Genomic DNA, 21186 nt, shown 5'->3' with positions numbered 1-21186 from the left:
TCGGTGAAACCACAGTATCACGACGCGGGGAGGGAAAACCTCAGGTCAGCCGCTTGTCCCCGTGCTCTTGAGCTTCGCTCCGGCGTCCGCCGCGCGCTGGAGAGCGTCCTGAAGGTCCTCCTGCGCCTTGCCGTACGCCGTCCAGTCGCCCTTCTGGAGCGCCGCCTCGCCCGCGTCGTACGCCTTCTGGGCGTCGGCGATGGCCGCCTTCAGCGCGGCGTCGTTCGACGTGGGTGCCGGAGGCGTGGTGCCGTCCTTCGGCGGGGTCGTGGGCTTCGTCGGCGCATCCACCCCGAAGACCGCGTTCAGCGCGTCGGTGAGGTTGTCCTCGAACACGGTGGTGTCCTTGGTCGTGTCACCGTCCGGCTGGTCCGCGTCCACGTAGGACACCGCGACCTTCTTCAGGAGCGGGTACAGGGCGTTCCGGCCCTGGGCGTACACCGGCTCCACGTACAGGAACCCGCCGTCGAGCGGCACGGTCAGCAGGTTGCCGTACTGGATGTCGGAGTCGGCGCCCTTCATGTCCCGGACGAACTGGGCGACGTCCGGCAGACCGTTGAGCTTGCTCTGCACCTGGGCCGGACCCGGCACGTCCTCGGTGACCCGCAGCAGTCTCAGCCGGCCGTACTCCTTGCTGGTGGCGTCGGCGTCGACCGCCATGAAGCCGCCCAGGTTGGGCCGGCCGTTCGGCGTGAACGTCGTCGTCAGCGAGAAGCGCTGCGCCGTGTCCCCGGGCATCTTCATGCTCAGGTAGTACGGCGGGACCGCGTTGCCGTCCTTGTTGGTCGGGTCGTCCGGCACCTGCCAGGCGTCCGAGCCGCTGTAGAACTGCGCGGGGTCGGTGACGTGGTAGCGGGTCAGCAGCTCGCGCTGGACCTTGAACATGTCCTGCGGGTAGCGCAGGTGCTCCATCAGGTCGCCGTCGATCTCGGACTTCGCCTTCACCGTGTCCGGGAAGGCCTTCATCCAGGTCTTGAGGACCGGGTCCTGCGTGTCCCACTGGTAGAGGTTCACCGTGCCGTCGTAGGCGTCGACGGTGGCCTTCACCGAGTTGCGGATGTAGTTGACCTGGTTCTGCTGGGCGACGACGGCGCGCTGCTGGTTGCCGACGGTCAGGGAGTCGGCCGTGGTGTCGCCGAGCGTGGTCCGCGAGGCGTACGGGTAGCCGTTGGTCGTCGTGTAGGCGTCGACGATCCACTGGATCCGGCCGTTGACGACCGCCGGGTAGGCGTCGCCGTCGATGGTCAGCCAGGGCGCGACGGCCTCGACGCGCTCCTTGGGCGTGCGGTTGTAGAGGATCCGCGAGCCCTCGCCGATGGCCCCCGAGTAGAGGATCTGCGGCTCGCTGAAGGCCACCGCGTAGGCGGCGCGGTTGAACGCGCCGGAGAGGCTGACGCCGCTCTTCTCCTTGTAGCTGGTGGTCTTCTCGCCGTTCTCCTCGTAGTCCAGCTCCTTCTGCGGGCCGCCCACGATCGAGTACTGGTCGGTCTTCTCGCCGTAGTAGATCCGCTGCTGGTACTCGCCGACGTCACCGGTCGTCGGCAGCCCGGACTCGGTGAAGACCGGGGAGCCGTTGGCGTCCGTCTGCGTACCCTTGGCCATGATCGCGCCGTAGCCGTGGGTGTAGGTGAAGTGGTCGTTGATCCAGTTCCGCTTCGGGATGCCCTTGATGTTGAGCTCCCGCAGACCGATGACCGTGTCCCTGCCCTGGTAGCGGTCCACGTCCAGGGTCGTCGGGAACTGGTAGTACTTCCGCTTCTGCTCCAGCTGCTGGAACGTCGGCGAGACGATGTTCGGGTCGAGGACGCGGTAGCTGGCCGCCGAGTCGGCGTCCGTGCGGAGCTGGTCCTTGGCCTTGACCGTCGACTTGCCCGAGTAGTTCTCGGGCTTCGTCGAGTCGATCGCGTACGCCTTGCGGGTCGCGTCGATGTTCTTCTGGATGTACGGCGCTTCCTTGGCCTGCTCGTTCGGCTGGACCTGGAACTTCTGCACGATGGCCGGGTACAGGCCGCCGATGAGGACCGCCGAGAGCACCATCAGGCCGAAGCCGATCACCGGCAGCTGCCAGGTGCGGCGCCAGAGCGTCGCGAAGAACAGCACGGCGCAGATCGCGGCGATGCAGAACAGGATGGTCTTCGCCGGCAGGTACGCGTTGGCGTCGACGTACCGCAGGCCCGTCCAGTTGCCGGTGGCCTTGAAGTCGCTGGACTTCACGGCCAGGCCGTACCGGTCGAGCCAGTACGCCACGGCCTTGAGCGAGACGAAGATGCCGAGCAGCACCGAGAGGTGACCGGTGGCGGCGGCGGTCGCGCGGGCGCCCGGGCTGGTGATCCGCAGTCCGCCGTACAGGTAGTGCGTGAGCGCGGCGGCGATCAGCGACAGCACGGCGGCGGCGAAGCCGAAGGCGAGGAGGAAGCGGTACCAGGGCAGGTCGAAGGCGTAGAACGCCACGTCGAGACCGAACTGCGGGTCCTTCTGGCCGAACTTCACGCCGTTGACCCACATGAGCCAGGTGCGCCACTGACCCGAGGCGGAGGCTCCGGCGATCAGCCCCACCAGGACCGTGACCGCGAGCAGCACCCACTTCTTGAAGGGGGCGACCCCCATCCGGTACCGGTCGAGGCTCTGCTGCTCCAGCGACATCGCGCTGAGCGGCGGACGCAGCCGGTACGCCAGCCAGATGTTCAGGCCGACGGCGAGCCCCATGAGGAGACCGAAGACGGCGAAGAGCCCGATCTTGGTCCACAGAGTGGTGGTGAACACGGACGAGTACTTGACCGAGCGGTACCAGAGCCAGTCCGTCCAGAACCCGGCGAACATCACGAACGCCATGGCCAGGACGGCCAGCACCCCGAGTGTCATGAGCAGGGTGCGGGCCCGCCGGGACGGCCGGCCGACTCTCATCCTCGGCCCGGACGGGCTACCGCCGCGGTCCGGCATCTGGAAAGCCAACGTGCGCCCCTCGATGTTGATGCGTCTGAAAGCAGGCCCCGCGATCGTAGAGCCCAATGGTGCAACTTACTGAGGCTTTACCTAGTTCCCGTCTTCGGGGCAAGACGAGGCAGGATATTGGTCATGTCCAACGTTTCCCCCTCAGGCCCGGCGATGGCCGCGAGCCCCCTCACCCGCGCAGTACTCGAGATCGACGAGTACGCGTCGGGTCTCGGCTGGAACCAGCCGGCCCGTCTGTTCGCCCTCGTCGACACCGCACGGCTCCGCGCCAAGGAGCCCGCGCTCGCCTCCCAGCTCGGCCTGGGCGACGACGCCACCGCCTTCACCCCCATCGAGCAGGACAAGCTGCCGCGCGGGAAGCCGCTCGACGAGTTCCTCGGCACGATCGCCTGGCCCTCCTCCGTGGCGGGCTGCGCCCTGACCGTGGAGCGCCTGATGCTGCCGCCGTCGGCCGAGTCCCAGGTGCCGCAGGGGCTGAGCGAGAAGCAGCTCGCCAAGTGGGTCGCCGCGCACCCGGACCGCCAGGAGGTCCGGATGACCGTGGCGGTGCTGCGCGGCGGCGCCCGCGAGGCGGCGATCCGGCTGCGGGAGAAGGACACGACGACCGAGGTCCTGACCGGCCCCGACCTCGTGCCCGGGCTCGCCGAGGCACTGTCGGCGACCTTCGAGTCCTGAGCCACGCCAGGCCCTGAGCCACGCCGGTCCACGGCGGCGGTACGAAGAGGGGGCGCCCGGTCGGCCGACCGGGCGCCCCTCGTGCGTGTCCGGGCCGGTCAGCCCGCGGAGCAGCGCGGCAGGTCCGCCGTGTCGCCCTTGCGGAGCTTCTCCAGCGACTTGGTGGCGTCGTCGATGGTGTCCACCTTGATCAGGGTCAGACCGTCGGGCGTGTCGGAGGCGGCGGACGCGCAGTTGTCGGCGGGGGTGAGGAAGTACTGCGCGCCCGCGTTGCGCGCGCCGACGAGCTTCATGTCGATGCCGCCGATCGGACCGACCTTCCCCTTGTCGTCGATGGTGCCCGTGCCGGCGATGAACTTGCCGTCGGTGAGGCTCTCCGGGGTGAGCTTGTCGACGATGCCGAGGGCGAACATCAGGCCGGCGCTGGGGCCGCCGACGTCGGCGAGGTTGATGTCGATGGTGAACGGGAAGACGTGGTCGGTCCCGGCCTGGATGCCGACGATGGCCCGGTCGCCCTCCTCCGAGGTGGCGGTCCTGATGACCACCTTCCGCGTGACGGTGGGCTCCTTACGGGCCTTCTCGGCCTCGGCGGCCTCCTTGGCGGGGACGATCGTGAACTCGACGTCCTGGCCGGGCTTGCGCTTCGTGACCTGCTCGGCGACGTCGCCCGGCTCGGTGACCTTCACGCCGTCGACGGCCCTGATGACGTCACCGGCGTGCAGCTTGCCCTCCGCCGGGGAGTCCTTGACGACGGTGGCGACGATGACCCGGCTGGTCACCGGGATGCCCAGCTCCCCGAGGGCCGCCACCTTGGCGCTCTCCTGGGACTGGCTGAACTCCTCGGCGTTCTCCTGGCTCGACTGCTCCTCGGTCTTGCCGTCCGGGTAGAGCGTGTCGTGCGGCACCACCACGTTGTCGTGGGCGAGCCAGCCGTAGACCGCCTCGACGGCGTTCATCTTGTAGTCCGCGCTGGTGACACGGACCGTCGTCATGTTGAGGTGACCGTCGGTCGGGTATGTCTTGCGTCCGGAGATCGAGAGGACGGGCTCTCCCCTGGCCTCTCCCAGGGTGTTGACCGTGGGACCGGGACTCATCTCCGCGTACGGCACCGGGATCAGGACGCCTGCGATGAGCAGACAGATCAACACCAGGGTGGAGGCGAGCATCGTCGCGGTGCGGCGTGGCATGGAACGACAGTACGGGACTCGCCTGTGGGTGCACCCCTGGGGCGGTCCGTACGGGGCTGTCCGTACGGGGGCGGCCGGCGGGCCGCGTCAGCTGGACGGTGTGGACACGGGACTCACCGTCGTGGCCGCCTCGCGCTCCTGGACGACGGAGTCGGCGGTCGTGATGTGGGAACGCTCCATCGCGTCCCGGAAGCGGGCGTAGCCGGCGAGCTCGGCCACGTCACCTATCGTCTTGTTCCTCGAAGCCCAGCTTCCCCATATCGCCGCGCCGACGACTGCGAAAAGCGGAATCAGCAACCAGGCCAGCGCTGCCATCCCGACCTCCCATCCCCAGTGAGTTGACCAGCAGACTATTCATCTGTGGCATCAACGCTGCTGCCTGGGGGCCGGTTACGCAAATCGGGCGTTCGGCTACGCGCAGTCGGCGCGTCGCCTTGCGGGCCGGGACCGCTCCCGGCACGGCCTCAGCAGGCCCCCACCCACTCCTCGGTGCCGTCGGAGAAGGTCTGGTGCTTCCAGATCGGAACCTCGTGCTTGAGGTCGTCGATCAGCTTGCGGCAGGCCTCGAAGGCCTCGCCGCGGTGCGGGCAGGAGACGGCGACGACGACCGCGATGTCGCCGATCCGGAGGTCGCCGACGCGGTGCACGGCGGCCAGCGCGCGGACCGGGTAGTCGGCGACGACCTTCTCGGCGACGCGGCGCATCTCCGCCTCGGCGGTGGGGTGGCAGGAGTAGCCGAGGGCGTCGACGTCCGCGCCTCCGTCGTGGTTGCGCACGGTGCCCACGAAGAGCGTCGTGCCGCCGGAGGCGTCGTCGCCGACGGCCCGGAAGACCTCGTCCACGGAGAGCGGGGTGTCCCGGATCGCGAGGAGCTTGATCGGGTCGTCGGCGGCCTGCTCGCCGGGATGGTCGTGGGTGCGTGCCATGCGCCCATGGTGCCGTACGCCGCCGACATCCCGGAATAGCGGTTTCGACCGGTCGTCGGAACCCTCCGTAGGAGGGTTCTACAGACCGCCCCTACAGACCGCTCCCCCGGGCCCGCCCCCCGGCGCGGGTCAGATCCCGCGCCGCTTCCGCATCTGCCGGACGAGCGCCGCCGTGCCGAGCAGCGCCACCGTCGCACCGGCCGCGCCCGCGGCCGTCGCGTCCTTGCGGCCCAGGCGGCGGCCGGCGACCGTGTGGCGGCCCTCGACCTCCTCCAGGAGCGCGGTGAGGACCTCCTCGTTCGTCCACTTCGGCCGCCAGCCGGCGTCGTGCAGCCGCCCGACGCTGACCACCCAGGGGTGCATGGTGTACGCGAGGTCGCCCGCCGGGGACGGGGTGAGCCCGATCCGGTGGAGGCGGGCCGCCGCGCCGAGGGCGACGGCGGAGGGGAGCTCCATGCGCCGGATCCCGGAGAGCTCCTCGACCTCCTCCTGCTCCAGCCAGCCCTCGCAGCCGACCGCGAACTCTCCGTCGACCTTCTCCAGGGCCGCGTACTCCAGCGCGCTCACCAGGTCGTCGACGTGGCAGAACTGCCAGGTGGGCCGGGAGCCGGCGACGACGAGCAGCCGGGGCGACTCGAAGTAGCGGGTCAGCGCCGTGTCCGTACCGCCGACGAGGACGGCCGGGCGGACGACCGTGACGTTGAGGCCGGGGTGCGCGCGGGGCGCCCGGCGGCCGAGGCGCTCGATCTCCAGCATGTCGCCGACGCCGGTGGCCTCCGCCGTCGCCCTGAGCTCGGCGTCCTCGGAGAGCGGGATGTCGTTGTCGGGCAGGGCGCCGTAGACCATCGCGGAGGTGCAGAGCACCACGCGGTGCACTCCGGCGGCCGCGGCGGCGGTCAGGACCGTCTGCGTGCCGCGCACGTTGTAGGCCGTTCGGGCGGCGGGGTCGGTCTCCAGGTCGAGATCGACGGCGAGGTGCACGACGACGTCCGCGCCGCGCAGCTTCTCGGCGATGGCCGGATCGCGCACGTCGAGGATGTGCCACCGCGCCTCGGCGACCTCGCCCCGGCGCTCGTCGATCGCGACGACCTGCTTGACCTCGTCGGACGCGGCGAGGCGCCTGGTCAGCAGGTCACCGACGCCGGAAGCGGCACCGGTGACCGCGACGACGGGTCCGCGCGCGGCGGACCGGGTTGAGTGGTTTCGCGCTCCGCGAACCTGAGGATCTGGGGAACTCACCGGGCGTCTCCAGCGGTTGTCTTCAGTACGTACACGCATGACGCGTACGGACCAGGTGGCGTCCATCCTGCCGCAGGGCACGGCCCGGCGGAGCACCGAGCCCATTTCCGGCCCGGATGTCTACGCTGGTGGTGTGCGGGGCCCGTGGATCGGGCCCTGGTCGGGCAGTCGCCGTCGGCAGGAGGCCGGCGGCCCTACGAGCCGAGGAAACCTGTGAGTGACACCCCATTCGGATTCGGCCTTCCGCCGGAGGAGCCGGAGAACGGCGACGAGGGCAAGAAGAAGGACCCCGCCGGAGGTGGCCAGGGCTCCGGCAACCCGTTCGGGGCGAACCCGTTCGGCTTCGGCGGGCTGCCCGGCATGGGCGGGCCTGGCGGCGCGGACAATCCCTTCGCGGCGATGTTCGGCTCGCTGAACCCCAACGATCTGGGTGCGGCCTTCCAGCAGCTCGGGCAGATGCTGAGCTACGAGGGCGGTCCCGTGAACTGGGACATGGCCAAGCAGATCGCCCGCCAGGTGGTGGCCCAGGGCACCCCCGACGGCACGAAGGACGCCAGCGTGGGCCCCGCGGAGAAGTCCGCGGTCGAGGAGGCCGTGCGCCTGGCCGACCTGTGGCTGGACGGCGTGACCTCGCTGCCCTCGGGCGCGAGCACGGCCGTGGCGTGGAGCCGCGCGGAATGGGTCGAGGCGACGCTGCCGGCGTGGCAGCAGCTCGTGGACCCGGTCGCCGAGCGGGTCGGCGCGGCGATGGGCGACGTCCTGCCGGAGGAGATGCAGGCCATGGCCGGCCCGCTGATCGGCATGATGCGCTCCATGGGCGGCGCCATGTTCGGCCAGCAGATCGGGCAGGCCGTGGGCGCGCTCGCCGGTGAGGTCGTCGGCTCGACCGACGTCGGTCTGCCGCTCGGCCCGGCCGGGCGCGCGGCGCTGCTCCCGCTGAACATCGAGGCCTTCGGCAAGGACCTGGGCGTGCCCTCGGACGAGGTGCGGCTCTACCTGGCCCTGCGTGAGGCCGCCCACCAGCGGCTCTTCGCGCACGTGCCGTGGCTGCGGGCGCATCTGTTCGGCGCGGTCGAGGGATACGCGCGCGGGATCAAGGTCGACACCTCGAAGCTGGAGGAGGCCGTCGGCCAGCTCGACCCGACGCACCCGGAGCAGCTGCAGGAGGCCCTCCAGCAGGGCATGTTCCAGCCGCAGGACACCCCGGAGCAGAAGGCGGCCCTGGCCCGGCTCGAGACGGCGCTCGCGCTGGTCGAGGGCTGGGTGGACGCGGTGGTCCACGAGGCCGCCAAGTCGCGGCTGACCTCGGCGGACGCGCTGCGCGAGACGCTGCGCCGGCGCCGGGCCTCGGGTGGTCCGGCCGAGCAGACCTTCGCGACGCTGATCGGTCTCGAGCTGCGTCCGCGGCGGCTGCGGGACGCGGCGCGCCTGTGGGCCTCGCTCACGGACGCGCGCGGGGTCGACGGCCGGGACGGGCTGTGGGAGCACCCGGACATGCTGCCGACGGCGACCGACCTGGACGACCCGGACGGCTTCGTCCACCGCGAGCACCTCGACTTCTCGGAGCTGGACAAGATGCTGGGCGAGGCGGCGGAGGGCCGCTCCGAGGACGAGGGCGACGACAAGAAGTGAGCCTGTACGACGACGCGGTCCTCGTGCTGAACGGGTACGAGGACCAGCCGGAGCTGCGTGATGTCTATCTGGACCATCTCGCGGAGCACCCGGACGGCATGTACAAGCCCTGCGGGGCCGGGCATCTGACCTCCAGCGCGCTGGTGATCGATCCGGCGCGGGGGCGGGTGCTGCTGACCCTGCACAAGAAGCTGGGCATGTGGCTGCAGATGGGCGGCCACTGCGAGGAGGGCGACGCGACGGTCGAGGCCGCCGCGCTGCGGGAGGCGACGGAGGAGTCCGGGATCGCGGGGCTGACCCTGCTGCCGGGCGGTCCCGTGCGGCTCGACCGGCATCCGATCCCGGCGCCGTGCCACTGGCACCTGGACGTGCAGTACGCGGCGCTGGCCCCGGCCGACGCGGAGGCGGAGATCAGCGAGGAGTCGCTGGACCTGCGCTGGTTCGCGTACGAGGACGTGGCGGGCGTGGCGGACACCTCGGTGGTCGAGCTGCTGAAGGGCACGCTGGCGCGGCTCGCCTGAGTACGCGTAAGGGGCGACCTCCATGGGAGGCCGCCCCTTACGTGTGTGCCGTGCTCAGTTCCAGGCGTTGTTCTGGTTCTGCGCGTGGGCGCCCTGCTGGCCGGCGCCGAACTGGGCGGCGATGCCCTGGCCGATGGCCGCGTGCTGCGGGGGCATGACCTCGCTGGGCTGGACGAGCGCGAAGCCTTGGCCGAGGAAGCTGAGCTCCCAGCCCTCGCCCGTGTCGCCGCGGCGGCGGCGGACGCTGGAGTTGGTCGTCTGCGCCTGCATCTGGACGCGCAGCCCGGTGGACCAGGCGACGATCGCGTCCGCGTCGACGCTGACGTACTTCTCGGGCGTGACCTGCATCATCAGCGGCTGGCCGGAGGTCATGAGGGCGACCTTGCCGCGGCCGGAGATGTTGAGCTGGTACTTGCCGGAGCCGGAGATGCCGTACTGGCTGTCGACGGCGATGACCTCGGTGTGGAGGGTCGAGTCGAGCGCCAGGACGTAGGAGCTGTCGACGGTCAGGCCTTCCTGGTCGACCTCCACGACATGCACGTACTGCGCGAGGTTCGCGAAGTAGACCGTGCCCTGGCCGGAGCAGCGCATGAGGTCGAGACCCTCACCGGTGCGGGCGCGGGCCCGACGCTGGTTCGGGGTCTGGTACTCGCCGTCGAAGTCGACGAGCCCCTGGTACGCGACCATCGCGCCCTTGCGGGCGAGGATGTCGTCCTGCCCGGTCAGGCTGACCCGCAGGAGCTGCGGGTTCTGGATGACGTACCGCTCCTGGCTCTGCTGTTCGGCGTGGTTGAAAAGCGGGCTCTGCATGGTGTGTTCTCGCTCCCCCTCAGCCCCGGATCCGCAGGCGGTCGGTGCTGTCCTCGCTCGGCTGTACGACGACGATGCCCTGGCCCGAGAAGGCCATCTGCATGGCCTCGCCGCTGCCCCGTCCGATGAGGGAGGAGGCCTTGAAGCTGCGCTTGCCCTTGACCTTGAGCGACGGAGACCAGGCGACGAGCGCGTCGGGGTCGACGTAGGTCTCGTCCTCGCCGCGACCGCAGTCGACGACGATGGGCGTGCCGCGCGAGGTGAGCGCGACCCAGCCCGTGCCGGCGATCTCCACGTTGAACAGGCCCTGGCCGGCGAACTTGGCGAGTCCCTTGACCCGCTCGACGCCCCACTGGAGGTGCGCGTCGAAGGCGAGCAGGTTGGTGCCGTTGACCGACAGGGAGTCGTTCTGGAGGTTGATCACGACGACGTCGGCGCCGTAGTCGGCGAGGTAGAGCAGTCCGTCGCCGGAGCACTTCATGATCGGCGCGCCCTCGCCCGTGGCCCAGTCCTTGGCGACCTGGCGGACGGCGGGCGGGTTGGGCTCGTAGGTGATGAAGCCCTCGTAGGCGATCATCGAGCCGGTCCGCGCGTACAGGTCCTGGCCGGAGGCCATGGCGACCTTCAGCATGGTCCGGCCGTGGTTCTCCATCCGGGCCGCGACGGGGGTCGGGGCGTAGCCCGCGAGTTGCTGGTTCATGACTTCGGGCTCCCTCAGACCTCGTAGGGCTGGACGACGATGAAGTTGCCGGGGGCGCCCCGGAACTGCAGGTTCACGGTCTCTCCGCTGTGGCCCGGGTAGGCGTTGCGGCGGAGCCGCACCTGGCTGGAGAGGATGACCTGGGACGCGGACGACCAGGCGACGACGGCGTTGCAGTCGGCGAAGGTGGTCGGCGTGACGGGCAGGACCACGGGGATGCCGTTGGTCTTCACGACGACGGTGCCGGTGCCCTGGAACTGCATGGTGAACAGGGCTCCGCCGGGGATGCCGTGGCCCTCGATGCGACGGACCTCGTACTGGAGGGACTCGTCGAAGGCGAGGACGTTCTCCGCGGAGACGCAGATGCCGTCGCCCTGGAGCTCGATCGGGTGCAGATGGGCGCCTTCCTCGGCGAGGAACACCTGGCCGCGGCCGTTGCACCGCATCAGCTGCATCTCCTGGCCGGTGGCGTTGCCGACGATCCGGCCGGCGAAGCCCGCGCCCTTGTGGGAGAAGTCGACCTTGCCCTGGTACATGACCATGGAGCCCTGCCGGGCGAGGACGGGGACGCCGCCCATGGCCAGGTCGACCCGCATGAGCTGCTGGTTCTGCGGGGTCCACCGGGCGCCGGTGGCGGTCTCCTTGTACGGCGCGAGCGCGGCGGCGAGCCCCGCGCCGGTGGCCGGGACGCCCTGCGGGACGCCCGCGGGCTGCTGCCCGAACTGCGGCTGCTGCCCGTACGGGCCGGGGGCCGCCTGTCCGTACGGAGGCTGCTGCGGCGGCTGGCCCTGGCCTCCGGGGAACGGACCGGGTGCCTGGCCCGGGACCTGGCCGGGGTACTGACCCGGGGGCTGGCCCGGGACCTGGCCGTACTGCGGGGGCTGCGGCGGCTGTCCGTACGGAGCGGGGGCCGGCGCGGGCGGCGGGACCTGGGCGGGCGCGATGGGCGCCACCATCGTCGGCGCCGTGTGGACCGGCTGCGCGGGCGCGACGGGCGCGGGCGGGGCCGGCGGCGCGCCGAACGCGGGCGCCGGGGCGGGCGGCTGGGGCGCGGCCGGTGCGGGCGCGCCGAAAGCCGGGGGCGCCGCCGCCTGCTGCGGCGGGGCGAAGCCGGGGGCCGGGGCCTGGGCCTGCGGCGCCGCGGGCTCCTCCTCGGCGACCTCGCCGCCGAAGTTCCGCAGGAGCGCCTCCAGGCCTCCGTCGAAGCCCTGGCCGACGGCGGCGAACCGCCAGACGTCCTTGAGGTAGAAGTCGCCGAGCATCACCGCGCGCTCGGTGGAGAACTCCGCACCGGTGAAGGCGTACCGGGCGACCTCCTCGCCGCCCGCCACGATCCGCAGGTGGCCGGGGCCTACCTGGGACATCTGGCCGGCGCCGTCGATCGTCGCGGTGAACGACAGCTTCTGGATGTTCGCGGGGATGCGGTCGAGGGTGACGCGGAAGGACTCGGTGTCACCGGACTGGGCACCGAGCAGCTGGATGGACTCCTCGGGCGACTTCGGCTGGTTGAAGAAGACGAAGTAGCGGTCGTCCGAGAGCCGCTCGTCCGCGTCGAGTCCGAAGCAGCTGATGTCGAAGCTGAGTCCGGGAGCCGCGATCTGCACACCCACGTACAGATCGGTTCCCGCGGTCAGATCACTGATCTTGGCCTTGTGGCCGCGTTGGAATTCCCTGGCCATGCGTAACGACCGTCCCCCATCCCGAATGGCGAATGCTCGCGCCAGGCTAACGGCTGAGTGCGACATTGAGACAGGGCAGGTCGTTTTCGGTACGGAATCGGGAAAGACGCGCGCTGCCGGTATCGGCGGCGTCACTCCTCGCGAGCGTCCTGAAGGTGCGGGAGGCGGTCGGCGGCGACCACGCCCTCCAGGTAGCCGCGGGCCCGCTCGGTGCGGGGGTACGCCTCCAGGAGCCGCCAGAACCCGGGGCCGTGGCCCGGGACGAGGAGGTGGGCCAGCTCGTGCAGGAGGACGTAGTCGACGACGTACTCGGGCATGCCCTGCAGCCGGTGGGAGAGGCGGATGCTGCCCTCGGAGGGGGTGCAGGAGCCCCAGCGGGTGTTCTGGTTGGTGACCCAGCGGACGGAGCCGGGGCGGGCCCGGCCGCCGTAGTACTGGTCGGACAGGTGCAGCGCCCGCTCGGTGAGCTCGCGGTCGCCGAGGACGCTCCGGCTCTCCTGGGCGGCGAGCTTGTCCAGCATGACGGTGACCCAGCGCTTCTCCTCCGCCTCCGACATACGGGCGGGGATGAGCACGATGGTCCGGTCGCCCTCGCGGTAGGCCGAGACGGTTCTGCTCCGTCGCGCGCTTCTGCGGACCTCGACCGCACTCGTCCCCGAACCGCGGGGCGGCTTGCTGGTCACGCTGCGCTGTGGGTCGGCGGGCACGGCCCCGACGTTACCCGCTGACCGTGGGGGAAGTCCTCCCTCCGGAGGGGTTTCGGGAAGGTTCCGACCTCACCCCGCACCATTTGAATGACTAATGCCCCGGCCTGTGGACAACTTTCGGCGGCGTTCGCGGCGGCGGGGCATTCTCGCTTCAGGACGACGGAAGAGCCGTTGTCGATCTTGAATGTGGTCGCGGGCGAGGGCGGGGAAAAATGCATCCGATGGTGAAACCGGCGCTGCGACGCGCCTGGCGGAGTCTGCGTTGCGTCCAGTTCGGGATCACCCCCGCGCACGCGGTGGTGGTGAGCCCGGTCGACCCGGGTACGGGGGAGCTTCTGGCGCTGCTCGACGGCACCCGGGGGACGGAGCTGCTGCGGGCCGAGGCGCGGGCGCGCGGTCTGCCGGACGGGCATCTGGAGGCGCTTCTCGGCCGGCTGGCGGCGGCCGGCCTCCTCGCGGACGCCTCGAACGGACGGCCCGGGAAGCCTGGTTCGGGTGCCGGTTCGGGTGCCGCGGCGGGTGCCGCTGCAGGTGCCGGGGCGGGGGCCACGGTGCGCGATCCGCTCCGTGCCGACCTGGCCTCGCTCTCCGTCGTCCATAGCGAGCCCGACCGGGCGGTGCGGACACTGGCCGCCCGCCGGGCCCTGCGCGTCCAGGTCCGGGGTGCGGGGCGGGTGGGGGCGATGGTGGCGGCCCTGCTGTCCGCGGCGGGCGTGGGCACGGTCGAGGTGCTGGACTCCGGCCGGGTCGAGCCGTGGGAGACCGCCCCGGGCGGGCTGCCGGCCGAGGCCGTCGGCGAGCGACGGGCGACGGCGGCCCGGCGTGTGGTCCGCCGCTGGGCTCGGGGCGGTACCCGCGCGGGGCCGACGGGCGGCGCGACCGGGCAGGGTGACGGGCGCGGCTCGCCCGGGTTGTCACTCGTCGTGGTGACACCGCGCGACGGTCTCGGCGCGTACGTCCCCGACCCCGTTCCGGCAGGACCGTGGATCACCACCGGCACACCCCATCTGTACGCAGGGGTGCTGGAGGCGACGGGGACGGTCGGGCCGCTCGTCCTGCCGGGCGGGACGGCCTGCGCCTGCTGCCTCCAGGAGGAGCTGACGGATCGGGAGCCCGTCCGGCCCCGGCTCCTCGCCCAGTGGCGCTCGGGCGCCCCGCATCCGCTGCCCGCCTGCGACCTCGCGCTGGCCACGGCGGTGGCGGGACTCGCCACCGCGCACGCACTGGCCTTCCTGGACGGGGACCTCCCGGCGAGCACGGGCGCCCGCTGGGAGGTGTCGCTGCCGCTGTTGGAGTGGCGGGCGGAGCGGCTGCGGCCCCACCCGGACTGCCCGTGCGGGGCGGCGCGTGGCGGAGAAGGGGAGCGCGCCTCGGCAGCCGGAAGCGCGCAGGACACAATGGCGGGGTAACAGCCCTGCGCGACACGGCAGTCTGGGATTTGGAGGGGCGCATGTCTGATCTTCCCCGGAAGGCGGTCACTCGGACCGCCAAGCTGGCCGCGTTGCCACTCGGCTTCGCCGGCCGGGCCACATGGGGGCTGGGCAAACGGATCGGCGGCAAGTCCGCCGAACTGGTCGCCCGCGAGCTCCAGCAGCGCACGGCCGAGCAGCTGTTCAAGGTGCTCGGCGAGTTGAAGGGGGGTGCCATGAAGCTGGGTCAGGCGCTGTCCGTCTTCGAGTCGGCCCTCCCCGAAGAGGTCGCCGGACCGTACCGGGCGGCGCTGACGAAGCTTCAGGAGGCGGCGCCGCCGATGCCGACGACGACCGTCCACGCGGTCCTCGAAGAGCGGCTCGGCGAGAACTGGCGTGAGCTCTTCCTGGAGTTCGAGGACAAGCCGGCGGCGGCCGCCTCGATCGGCCAGGTGCACCGGGCGGTGTGGCACGACGGGCGCGAGGTCGCCGTGAAGGTGCAGTACCCGGGCGCCGGGGAGGCACTGCTCTCGGACCTGACCCAGCTGAGCCGCTTCGCCCGGCTCCTCGGGCCGCTCGTTCCGGGGATGGACATCAAGCCGCTGATCACCGAGATGCGGGACCGGGTCTCGGAGGAGCTGGACTACGCCCTGGAGGCGACGTCCCAGCGGGAGCACGCGGAGGTGTTCGCGGACGATCCCGACGTGGTCGTACCGGCGGTGGTGCACCAGTCGGAGCAGGTCCTCGTGACCGAGTGGATGGACGGGATCCCGCTCTCGGAGGTGATCACGGACGGCACGGCGGACCAGCGGGACCGGGCGGGGCAGCTGCTGGCCCGCTTCCTCTTCTCCGGTCCCGCGCGCACCGGCCTGCTGCACGCCGATCCGCACCCGGGGAACTTCCGGCTGCTGCCGGGCGCCGAGGGGGACGAGGATCCGGCGAGCTGGCGCCTCGGCGTCCTCGACTTCGGCACCGTGGACCGGCTTCCGGGCGGGCTGCCGGAGACGATCGGCGTCTGTCTGCGGATGACGCTCGCCGGTGAGGCCGAGACCGTCTACGAACTGCTCCGCGCGGAGGGCTTCGTCAAGGAGTCCGTCGCCCTCGACCCGGACGCGGTCCTCGAGTACCTGCTGCCGATCATCGAGCCGGCCGAGGCGGAGACCTATCTCTTCACCCGTGGCTGGCTGCGCTCCCAGGCCGCCCGGATCGCCGATCCCCGCTCCCCCGCCCACCAGCTGGGCAAGCAGCTCAACCTGCCGCCCTCGTACCTGTTGATACACCGTGTGACGTTGAGCACGATCGGGGTGCTGTGCCAGCTCAACGCGACGGTACGGCTCCGGGACGAGCTGGAGGAGTGGCTGCCCGGCTTCGTCGCGCCGGACACCGAAGGAGCCGCTTCCTGACGGCTCCGGCCTGAGGGCCGGTCACCACCAGGCGGAGTCGAGGCGGCCCTCGATCGCGCGGATGTTGGCGCGGGCGCACTCCTCGCAGAAGTACTCGCGCCGGCCGTTCTCCACCGAACACGTCCAGGTCAGCGGGAGGGTGTCGGTGGTCTTGCCGCAGCGCGCGCAGGCGAGGGGCGCCTCGGGGATACGGGCGTCGTTCACCCTCGTGACGATAGCCCGGCACAGGCGCCTCGGCCCGGTCAACGCACCGCGGGGGCCGGTCCGTTCGGACCGGCCCCCGCGGGGGCGCCCCTGAGGGCGCGGGGTGGGAACCCCTTAGTTCATGACGGCCATGGCCAGTGCGCGGCGGGCGCGCAGCGACACGCGCTCGGCGCGGCGCTGCATGCGCCGGGCGGCGACCAGGCGCACGGCCTGGCGTTCCGCCTCGGCCTCACGCCGGCGCTCGTGCATATGGGCACGAGCCAGGGCTTCTGGGATGAGTTGCATTTCGCGGATCCTGTTCTGACGCGCGGTGTGCGCGGCGGTGGTGGAGAAGTCGGGGGTCGCGGAGCCGATGGGCTCGATCGCGGAGGAGGTCATCGGGGCCTGATTCCGGGGGTCGTGCGTGTAGGGGCGGTCGATGGTTCCGGTGGCGCTCATGCCGCGACCGGGTTCTTGCGCGGACGGCCACGGGGCCGCTTCCGGGCTACGACCACGCCCTGGACGAAGAGCTCGCCACCCCAGACGCCCCAGGGCTCGCGACGCTCCTGGGCGCCGGCGAGGCAGGCAGCCATGAGCGGGCAGGTCCGGCAGAGGGACTTGGCGTACTCGACGTCGGCCGGGGACTCCGCGAAGAAGACCTCGGGGTCATAGGCGCGACACGGGACGGGGACGCCGAGGTTCTCGATGGCGTCGTCGAGCGCGGTGAGCGCGGTGAGGGGGGTCAAAGCGTGGTCCTCCGTGGAGCCGGGCAGGGAGATCGAATCGGAAGGCGGTACGGACGGGGCGTGCGCTTCGAGTTGCACGGTGGTCTTTCCTCGTCTGGTCGTTCCGGCCTGTTGGCCGGGCTTTCGGCTGGTACCGGGTGTTTTCTGCCCGAGGCCCCTTCGCTCCGTCATCCCCGTTCGGAGACAAACAGAAGGGCCGCGGATCCCGGGTGGGGTTCCGCGGCCCTGAAGGCGCCGGTCTGATCATGGATCAGACTGGATCACTCCAGGGTTCGAGCCCACGGAAGGCCCACATCATGTGGTGGTGCGTCGTCGTCTGCCGCTGCTGGATTCCGGCACCGGTCGCGGCAAAGGCATAGGCCGTGGCCTTGCCTGCTGCTACTGCTTCCAGTGCCTTGGTCGGTCGCTCATTGCGCTCGATGGCGGCGGGCGTGCCGAGACCGGACAGACCGGTGACGGGCAGACCACTGCCAAGGAACGCAGCGCCGGAGAGGCCGAGCGAGCAGGCGGAGGCGATGGAGCGATCGGTCATTTTGGCGGCGGTGACAAAGCCGGCGGTGCTGGTCTTGATGTTGCTGATCACGGGGAATCGCCTCCTCTCGGCGTCTCGGAGGGCTCGGGTGCGAGCCGGACCCTCATGTTTATTTGGACAAGTACAGCACGAAGACAGGGCTTCTTAGAAGCCGCCGTGTCCGTGGTTAAGAACCTATGGCGCTTGACGGGGCAGGCGCAAACTATTTTCGCGACGAGTTTTCCTCAGACTTCGCCGCCCCCCGCCCCTCCCTCCCCACCTGCGCAGATGGCCAGGACGTCGGCTCCGAAGCGGTCGAGCTTGCGGATGCCGACGCCGGCGATCGAGGAGAGCTCGCCGTCGGTGGTCGGGACGCGCTCGGCGATGGCCATGAGCGTCTTGTCGGTGAAGACGCAGTAGGCGGGCTGGGCCAGCTCCCGGGCCTGCTCGGAGCGCCAGTCGCGGAGCCGCTCGTACAGCCCCTCGTCCATGTCCGAGGGGCAGTCCTCGCAGCGCATGAGCTTCATCGCGCCCGCCTCGGTGAGCGTGGCCCCGCAGACCCGGCACAGGACGGGGCCGCGCGGCTTGCGACGGCCGCCCGCGATGCCCCGCTCGATGCCTCCGGAGCCGGTGACGCCGACGGAGCCGAGGGAGCCGGAGCCGGGGCGCAGCCCCTTGAGGAAGCGGCTGGGGCGCCGGGAGGCGCGGCCGCCCGGGGCGCGGGACAGCGCCCAGGAGAGCGAGAGGTGGACGCGGGCCCGGGTGACGCCCACGTACAGCAGGCGGCGCTCCTCCTCGACCTGTTCGTCGGTCTTGGCGTAGGTGATGGGCATCATGCCCTCGGTGAGGCCGACCAGGAACACGGCGTCCCATTCGAGGCCCTTGGCCGCGTGCAGCGAGGCGAGGGTGACGCCCTGGACGGTCGGCGCGTGCTGGGCGGCGGCCCGCTCGTCGAGCTCGGCGACCAGGTCGGAGAGGGTGGCGCCCGACTTGGCGCGGGCGAAGTCCTCGGCGAGCCGGACGAGCGCGGCGAGCGACTCCCAGCGGTCGCGGACGGCGCCGGAGCCGGAGGGCGGCTTGGTGGTCCAGCCCTTGGTCGACAGGACCGCCCTGACCTGTGCGGGAAGGTCCTCGACGTCGTCGAGGAGCGAGTCGTTGCCGCCGGCGCGGGCGGCGCCGCGCAGGGCGATGCCCGCTTCCCGTACCTCCTGGCGCTCGAAGAAGCGCTCGGCGCCGCGGAGCTGGTAGGGCACTCCGGCGTCGGCGAGGGCCTGCTCGTAGACCTCGGACTGGGCGTTGATCCGGTAGAGGACGGCGATCTCGCCGGCCGGGACGCCGGCGGCGATGAGGTCCCTGATGCGGCGGGCGGTGCCCTCGGCCTCGGCCGGTTCGTCGGCGTACTCCGTGTAGACGGGCTCGGGGCCCGGGTCGCGCTGGGAGATCAGCTCCAGGCGGTGCTCGGCGGCCCGGCCGCGGGCCTGGCTGAGCAGGCCGTTGGCGAGATGGACGACCTGTGGGGTGGAGCGGTAGTCGCGGACGAGCTTGACCACCGTGGCGTTCGCGTGACGGTCGCGGAAGTTCAGCAGGTGGTCGGGGGTGGCGCCGGTGAACGAGTAGATGGTCTGGCTGGCGTCGCCGACGACGCAGAGGTTGTCGCGGTCGCCGAGCCACAGGTCGAGCAGGCGCTGCTGGAGCGGGGAGACGTCCTGGTACTCGTCCACGACGAAGTGCTGGTACTGGCGGCGGATCTGCTCGGCGATGTCGTGCCGGTCCTGGAGGATGCCGACCGTGAGCAGCAGCACGTCCTCGAAGTCGATCACCGAGCGGTCGCGCTTGAGCTGCTCGTACAGGGCGTAGATCTGACTGATCTCGGCCGGGTCGCGCGGGGCGTCCCTGACGGACTTGGCGACCGCCGCCGGATAGTCGGCGGGGACCGTCTGGGTGACCTTGGCCCATTCGATCTCGCTCGTGACGTCGCGCAGCTCGTTCCGGTCGAGGCGGATGCGGCAGCGGGCGGCGGCGTCGGCCACGAGCTGGATCTTCCGCTCCAGGAGCCGGGGCATGTCGCCGCCGACGGCCTTCGGCCAGAAGAACTGGAGCTGGCGGAGGGCGGCGGAGTGGAACGTACGGGCCTGGACCCCGCCCGCTCCGAGCTGTCGGAGCCGGCCGCGCATCTCGCCCGCGGCGCGGTTGGTGAAGGTGACGGCCAGCACACTGGCGGGCTGGAGTATGCCCGCCCGCACCCCGTAGGCGATCCGGTGGGTGATGGCGCGCGTCTTGCCCGTGCCGGCTCCCGCCAGCACGCACACCGGGCCGCTCAGGGCCAGCGCGACCTCGCGCTGCTCGGGGTCGAGCCCGTCGAGCACCGCGTCGGCCGTCTCCGGGACCTGCGGGAAGAGAGTGGAGTGCGTTGCTGCTGTCACCTGTCCATGCTGCCAGGTCCGGCGAGCGCGGTGCGGCGGCTTGTCCACAGGCGAGCGGCGCCGGTCATACGAATCCGGGGAATGGGACGGCAGGGGTGTGCGTTCTCCTTCTCGGCACCCGTCCGCGAACAAGAGGAGCGCCAGGCCATGCAGGGCACTGTGACGATGTACAGCACCACGTGGTGCGGCTACTGCCGTCGGCTGAAGAGCCAGATGGACCGCGAGGGCATCGCGTACTCGGAGATCAACATCGAGCAGGACCCGGATTCGGCGGCGTTCGTCGAGAAGGCCAACGGCGGCAACCAGACCGTGCCGACCGTCCTCTTCCCGGACGGCTCGACCCTCACGAACCCCTCGCTCGCGCAGGTCAAGCAGAAGATCGGCGTCTGAGGTCACGAACGCGCGGCGTGTCGACCGGCACCCGGAAAGCGGTCGGCGGAATCGATTCCGCCGACCGCTTTCGCGTCCGGGTCAGCGCGGCCGGCCTCGGACCGGAACCGAAACGGGTCAGACGACGTCGCCCGGCTTCGGGAGCGGCTTGCCGTACCAGAGCTCGATCAGCCGGGAGGCGATCGAGATGCCGTACGGGGGCAGCACCTCGCCGGACTCGAAGCCGGCCGTGAGGTCCTCGCGGGAGAACCAGCGGGCCTCGTGGATCTCCTCGCCGTCCACGTTTATCTCCGAGGAGGTGGCGCGGGCGAAGAAGCCCAGCATGAGGCTGGACGGGAAGGGCCAGGGCTGGCTGGCGATGTAGTCGACCTCGCCGACCGTGACGCCGGCCTCCTCGAAGACCTCGCGGGCCACCGACTGCTCGATGGACTCGCCGGGCTCGACGAAGCCGGCGAGGGTCGAGAAGCGGCCCTCAGGCCAGTGCACCTGACGGCCCAGCAGGGCCCGGTCCTGGTCGTCCGTGACCAGCATGATGACCGCCGGGTCGGTACGCGGGTAGTGCTCGGCTCCGCAGGCCTGGCAGCGGCGGATGTGCCCGGCGGCGGCGATGACGGTGCGCTCGCCGCAGCGCGAGCAGAAGCGGTGGAGCCGCTGCCAGTTCTCCAGGGCGACGGCGTGCACCATGAGGCCCGCGTCCCGGTCCGAGAGCAGCAGGCCCGCCTCGCGCAGCCCTGCGGGCCGGGCGGACTGGTCCATGCGGCCGGGCAGGGTGTCCTTCTGCAGCGCGAAGTACGACACCCCTTCGGCGTCCGTGCCCAGGAAGTAGCGGTGGGTCTCGGTGACCGGGGCCTCGAACGCCGGGGTCATGACGAGCTCGGTGGTGCCGTCGGGCCGGTCGTCGATCAGCACCTGCCCCCCGGAGACCACGAAGACCCGGGTCGTGGGGTGGCTCCAGGCCGCCGCCAGCCACGCCTCGTCGAGGCGGTGGTGGGCGGCCCGGTCGATGCCGGTCGGTGCGGTCAGCGAGATCGGGCGGTCCGGCCCGACCGTTGACGCGTGCTTCGAGTTGCTCACAGGTGCTTCCAGCTCCCCC

The 21186-nt window shown here is 71.3% G+C and carries 21 protein-coding genes; 6 read left to right on the top strand and 15 right to left on the bottom strand.

Translation table 11 applies throughout. The features are described 5' to 3' along the window. Window positions 1-45: 45 nt before the first annotated feature. Window positions 46-2940, bottom strand: coding sequence for a UPF0182 family membrane protein (locus SGA01_RS30585; RefSeq protein ID WP_141300480.1), 2895 nt, complete (start codon window positions 2938-2940; stop codon window positions 46-48). 135 nt (window positions 2941-3075) lie between these two features. Here SGA01_RS30585 and SGA01_RS30580 point away from each other — a divergent pair, with 135 nt between their 5' ends. Further along, window positions 3076-3627 carry a PPA1309 family protein gene (locus SGA01_RS30580; protein ID WP_055641423.1) on the top strand — a complete coding sequence of 184 codons (552 nt, stop codon included), beginning with the start codon at window positions 3076-3078 and terminating at the stop codon, window positions 3625-3627. 98 nt (window positions 3628-3725) lie between these two features. Here the strand turns inward: SGA01_RS30580 and SGA01_RS30575 are convergent, their stop codons facing one another. The 4 genes from SGA01_RS30575 to SGA01_RS30560 all read right to left on the bottom strand — a co-directional run bounded on the left by SGA01_RS30575 (window position 3726) and on the right by SGA01_RS30560 (window position 6979). Continuing rightward, on the bottom strand, window positions 3726-4814 hold the full coding sequence (locus SGA01_RS30575) for a YlbL family protein (RefSeq protein WP_141300470.1): 1089 nt from the start codon (window positions 4812-4814) through the stop codon (window positions 3726-3728). An 87-nt stretch (window positions 4815-4901) separates the two neighbouring features. Continuing rightward, window positions 4902-5033: a hypothetical protein gene (locus SGA01_RS42340; RefSeq protein WP_255325288.1), complete on the bottom strand. Its 132-nt coding sequence runs from the start codon at window positions 5031-5033 to the stop codon at window positions 4902-4904. A gap of 245 nt (window positions 5034-5278) precedes the next feature. Then, a complete protein-coding gene (locus SGA01_RS30565) occupies window positions 5279-5740 on the bottom strand; it encodes a molybdenum cofactor biosynthesis protein MoaE (protein ID WP_141300466.1) in 462 nt (153 codons plus the stop codon). Window positions 5741-5869: 129 nt separating this feature from the next. Beyond that, window positions 5870-6979 (bottom strand): SDR family oxidoreductase, encoded by a 1110-nt coding sequence (locus SGA01_RS30560; protein ID WP_141300464.1) that lies wholly within the window; start codon window positions 6977-6979, stop codon window positions 5870-5872. Window positions 6980-7192: 213 nt separating this feature from the next. Here SGA01_RS30560 and SGA01_RS30555 point away from each other — a divergent pair, with 213 nt between their 5' ends. Both SGA01_RS30555 and SGA01_RS30550 read left to right on the top strand, forming a co-directional pair. Beyond that, window positions 7193-8611: a zinc-dependent metalloprotease gene (locus SGA01_RS30555; protein WP_055641427.1), complete on the top strand. Its 1419-nt coding sequence runs from the start codon at window positions 7193-7195 to the stop codon at window positions 8609-8611. Beyond that, complete coding sequence (locus tag SGA01_RS30550) at window positions 8608-9132, top strand: NUDIX hydrolase (RefSeq protein ID WP_141300462.1); 525 nt, start codon at window positions 8608-8610, stop codon at window positions 9130-9132. Before SGA01_RS30555 ends, SGA01_RS30550 begins: the two co-directional genes overlap by 4 nt. 54 nt (window positions 9133-9186) lie before the next feature. Here SGA01_RS30550 and SGA01_RS30545 read toward each other — a convergent pair whose 3' ends face one another. The 4 genes from SGA01_RS30545 to SGA01_RS30530 form a co-directional block, all read right to left on the bottom strand. Continuing rightward, window positions 9187-9942, bottom strand: a complete 756-nt coding sequence (locus SGA01_RS30545; protein ID WP_055641429.1) for an AIM24 family protein — start codon at window positions 9940-9942, stop codon at window positions 9187-9189. A gap of 19 nt (window positions 9943-9961) precedes the next feature. Then, entirely contained in the window at window positions 9962-10642 is a 681-nt protein-coding gene (locus tag SGA01_RS30540; protein WP_141300460.1) for an AIM24 family protein, read from the bottom strand. Window positions 10643-10656: 14 nt separating this feature from the next. Beyond that, the gene (locus SGA01_RS30535) at window positions 10657-12321 is read right to left on the bottom strand and encodes a TerD family protein (protein WP_141300458.1); all 1665 of its coding nucleotides are present in this window, start codon (window positions 12319-12321) and stop codon (window positions 10657-10659) included. Window positions 12322-12452: 131 nt separating this feature from the next. Next, a complete protein-coding gene (locus SGA01_RS30530; RefSeq protein ID WP_141300456.1) occupies window positions 12453-13028 on the bottom strand; it encodes a M48 metallopeptidase family protein in 576 nt (191 codons plus the stop codon). A 212-nt stretch (window positions 13029-13240) separates the two neighbouring features. Between SGA01_RS30530 and SGA01_RS30525 the strand changes: the two genes are divergently transcribed. Beyond that, window positions 13241-14437, top strand: a complete 1197-nt coding sequence (locus SGA01_RS30525) for a TOMM precursor leader peptide-binding protein (RefSeq protein ID WP_141300454.1) — start codon at window positions 13241-13243, stop codon at window positions 14435-14437. A 41-nt stretch (window positions 14438-14478) separates the two neighbouring features. Continuing rightward, a complete protein-coding gene (locus tag SGA01_RS30520; protein ID WP_141300452.1) occupies window positions 14479-15840 on the top strand; it encodes an ABC1 kinase family protein in 1362 nt (453 codons plus the stop codon). Window positions 15841-15861: 21 nt separating this feature from the next. On the opposite strand, the gene SGA01_RS30515 is transcribed toward SGA01_RS30520, so the two are convergent. The 5 genes from SGA01_RS30515 to SGA01_RS30495 form a co-directional block, all read right to left on the bottom strand. Next, entirely contained in the window at window positions 15862-16044 is a 183-nt protein-coding gene (locus SGA01_RS30515; RefSeq protein ID WP_055641435.1) for a hypothetical protein, read from the bottom strand. Between the two features lie 114 nt (window positions 16045-16158). Then, window positions 16159-16482: a putative WhiB-interacting protein gene (locus SGA01_RS30510; RefSeq protein ID WP_055641436.1), complete on the bottom strand. Its 324-nt coding sequence runs from the start codon at window positions 16480-16482 to the stop codon at window positions 16159-16161. Then, on the bottom strand, window positions 16479-16847 hold the full coding sequence (locus tag SGA01_RS30505) for a WhiB family transcriptional regulator (protein WP_055641437.1): 369 nt from the start codon (window positions 16845-16847) through the stop codon (window positions 16479-16481). The genes SGA01_RS30510 and SGA01_RS30505 overlap by 4 nt, the downstream gene beginning before the upstream one ends. A gap of 172 nt (window positions 16848-17019) precedes the next feature. Continuing rightward, window positions 17020-17349, bottom strand: a complete 330-nt coding sequence (locus SGA01_RS30500; protein WP_063785853.1) for a hypothetical protein — start codon at window positions 17347-17349, stop codon at window positions 17020-17022. Window positions 17350-17525: 176 nt separating this feature from the next. Continuing rightward, window positions 17526-19703 carry an ATP-dependent DNA helicase UvrD2 gene (locus tag SGA01_RS30495; RefSeq protein ID WP_167534223.1) on the bottom strand — a complete coding sequence of 726 codons (2178 nt, stop codon included), beginning with the start codon at window positions 19701-19703 and terminating at the stop codon, window positions 17526-17528. A gap of 147 nt (window positions 19704-19850) precedes the next feature. On the opposite strand from SGA01_RS30495, the gene SGA01_RS30490 reads away from it, so the two are divergent. Next, window positions 19851-20093, top strand: coding sequence for a mycoredoxin (locus SGA01_RS30490; RefSeq protein WP_055641439.1), 243 nt, complete (start codon window positions 19851-19853; stop codon window positions 20091-20093). Between the two features lie 117 nt (window positions 20094-20210). Here SGA01_RS30490 and nudC read toward each other — a convergent pair whose 3' ends face one another. Further along, window positions 20211-21167, bottom strand: a complete 957-nt coding sequence (nudC, locus tag SGA01_RS30485; protein ID WP_055641440.1) for an NAD(+) diphosphatase — start codon at window positions 21165-21167, stop codon at window positions 20211-20213. Window positions 21168-21186: the final 19 nt, after the last annotated feature.

The organism is Streptomyces gardneri, from assembly GCF_006539185.1.
GTDB classification, from domain to species: domain Bacteria; phylum Actinomycetota; class Actinomycetes; order Streptomycetales; family Streptomycetaceae; genus Streptomyces; species Streptomyces gardneri.
Note: the sequence above shows the minus strand (reverse complement) of the source record. Positions and strands in the feature narration are given on the sequence as shown.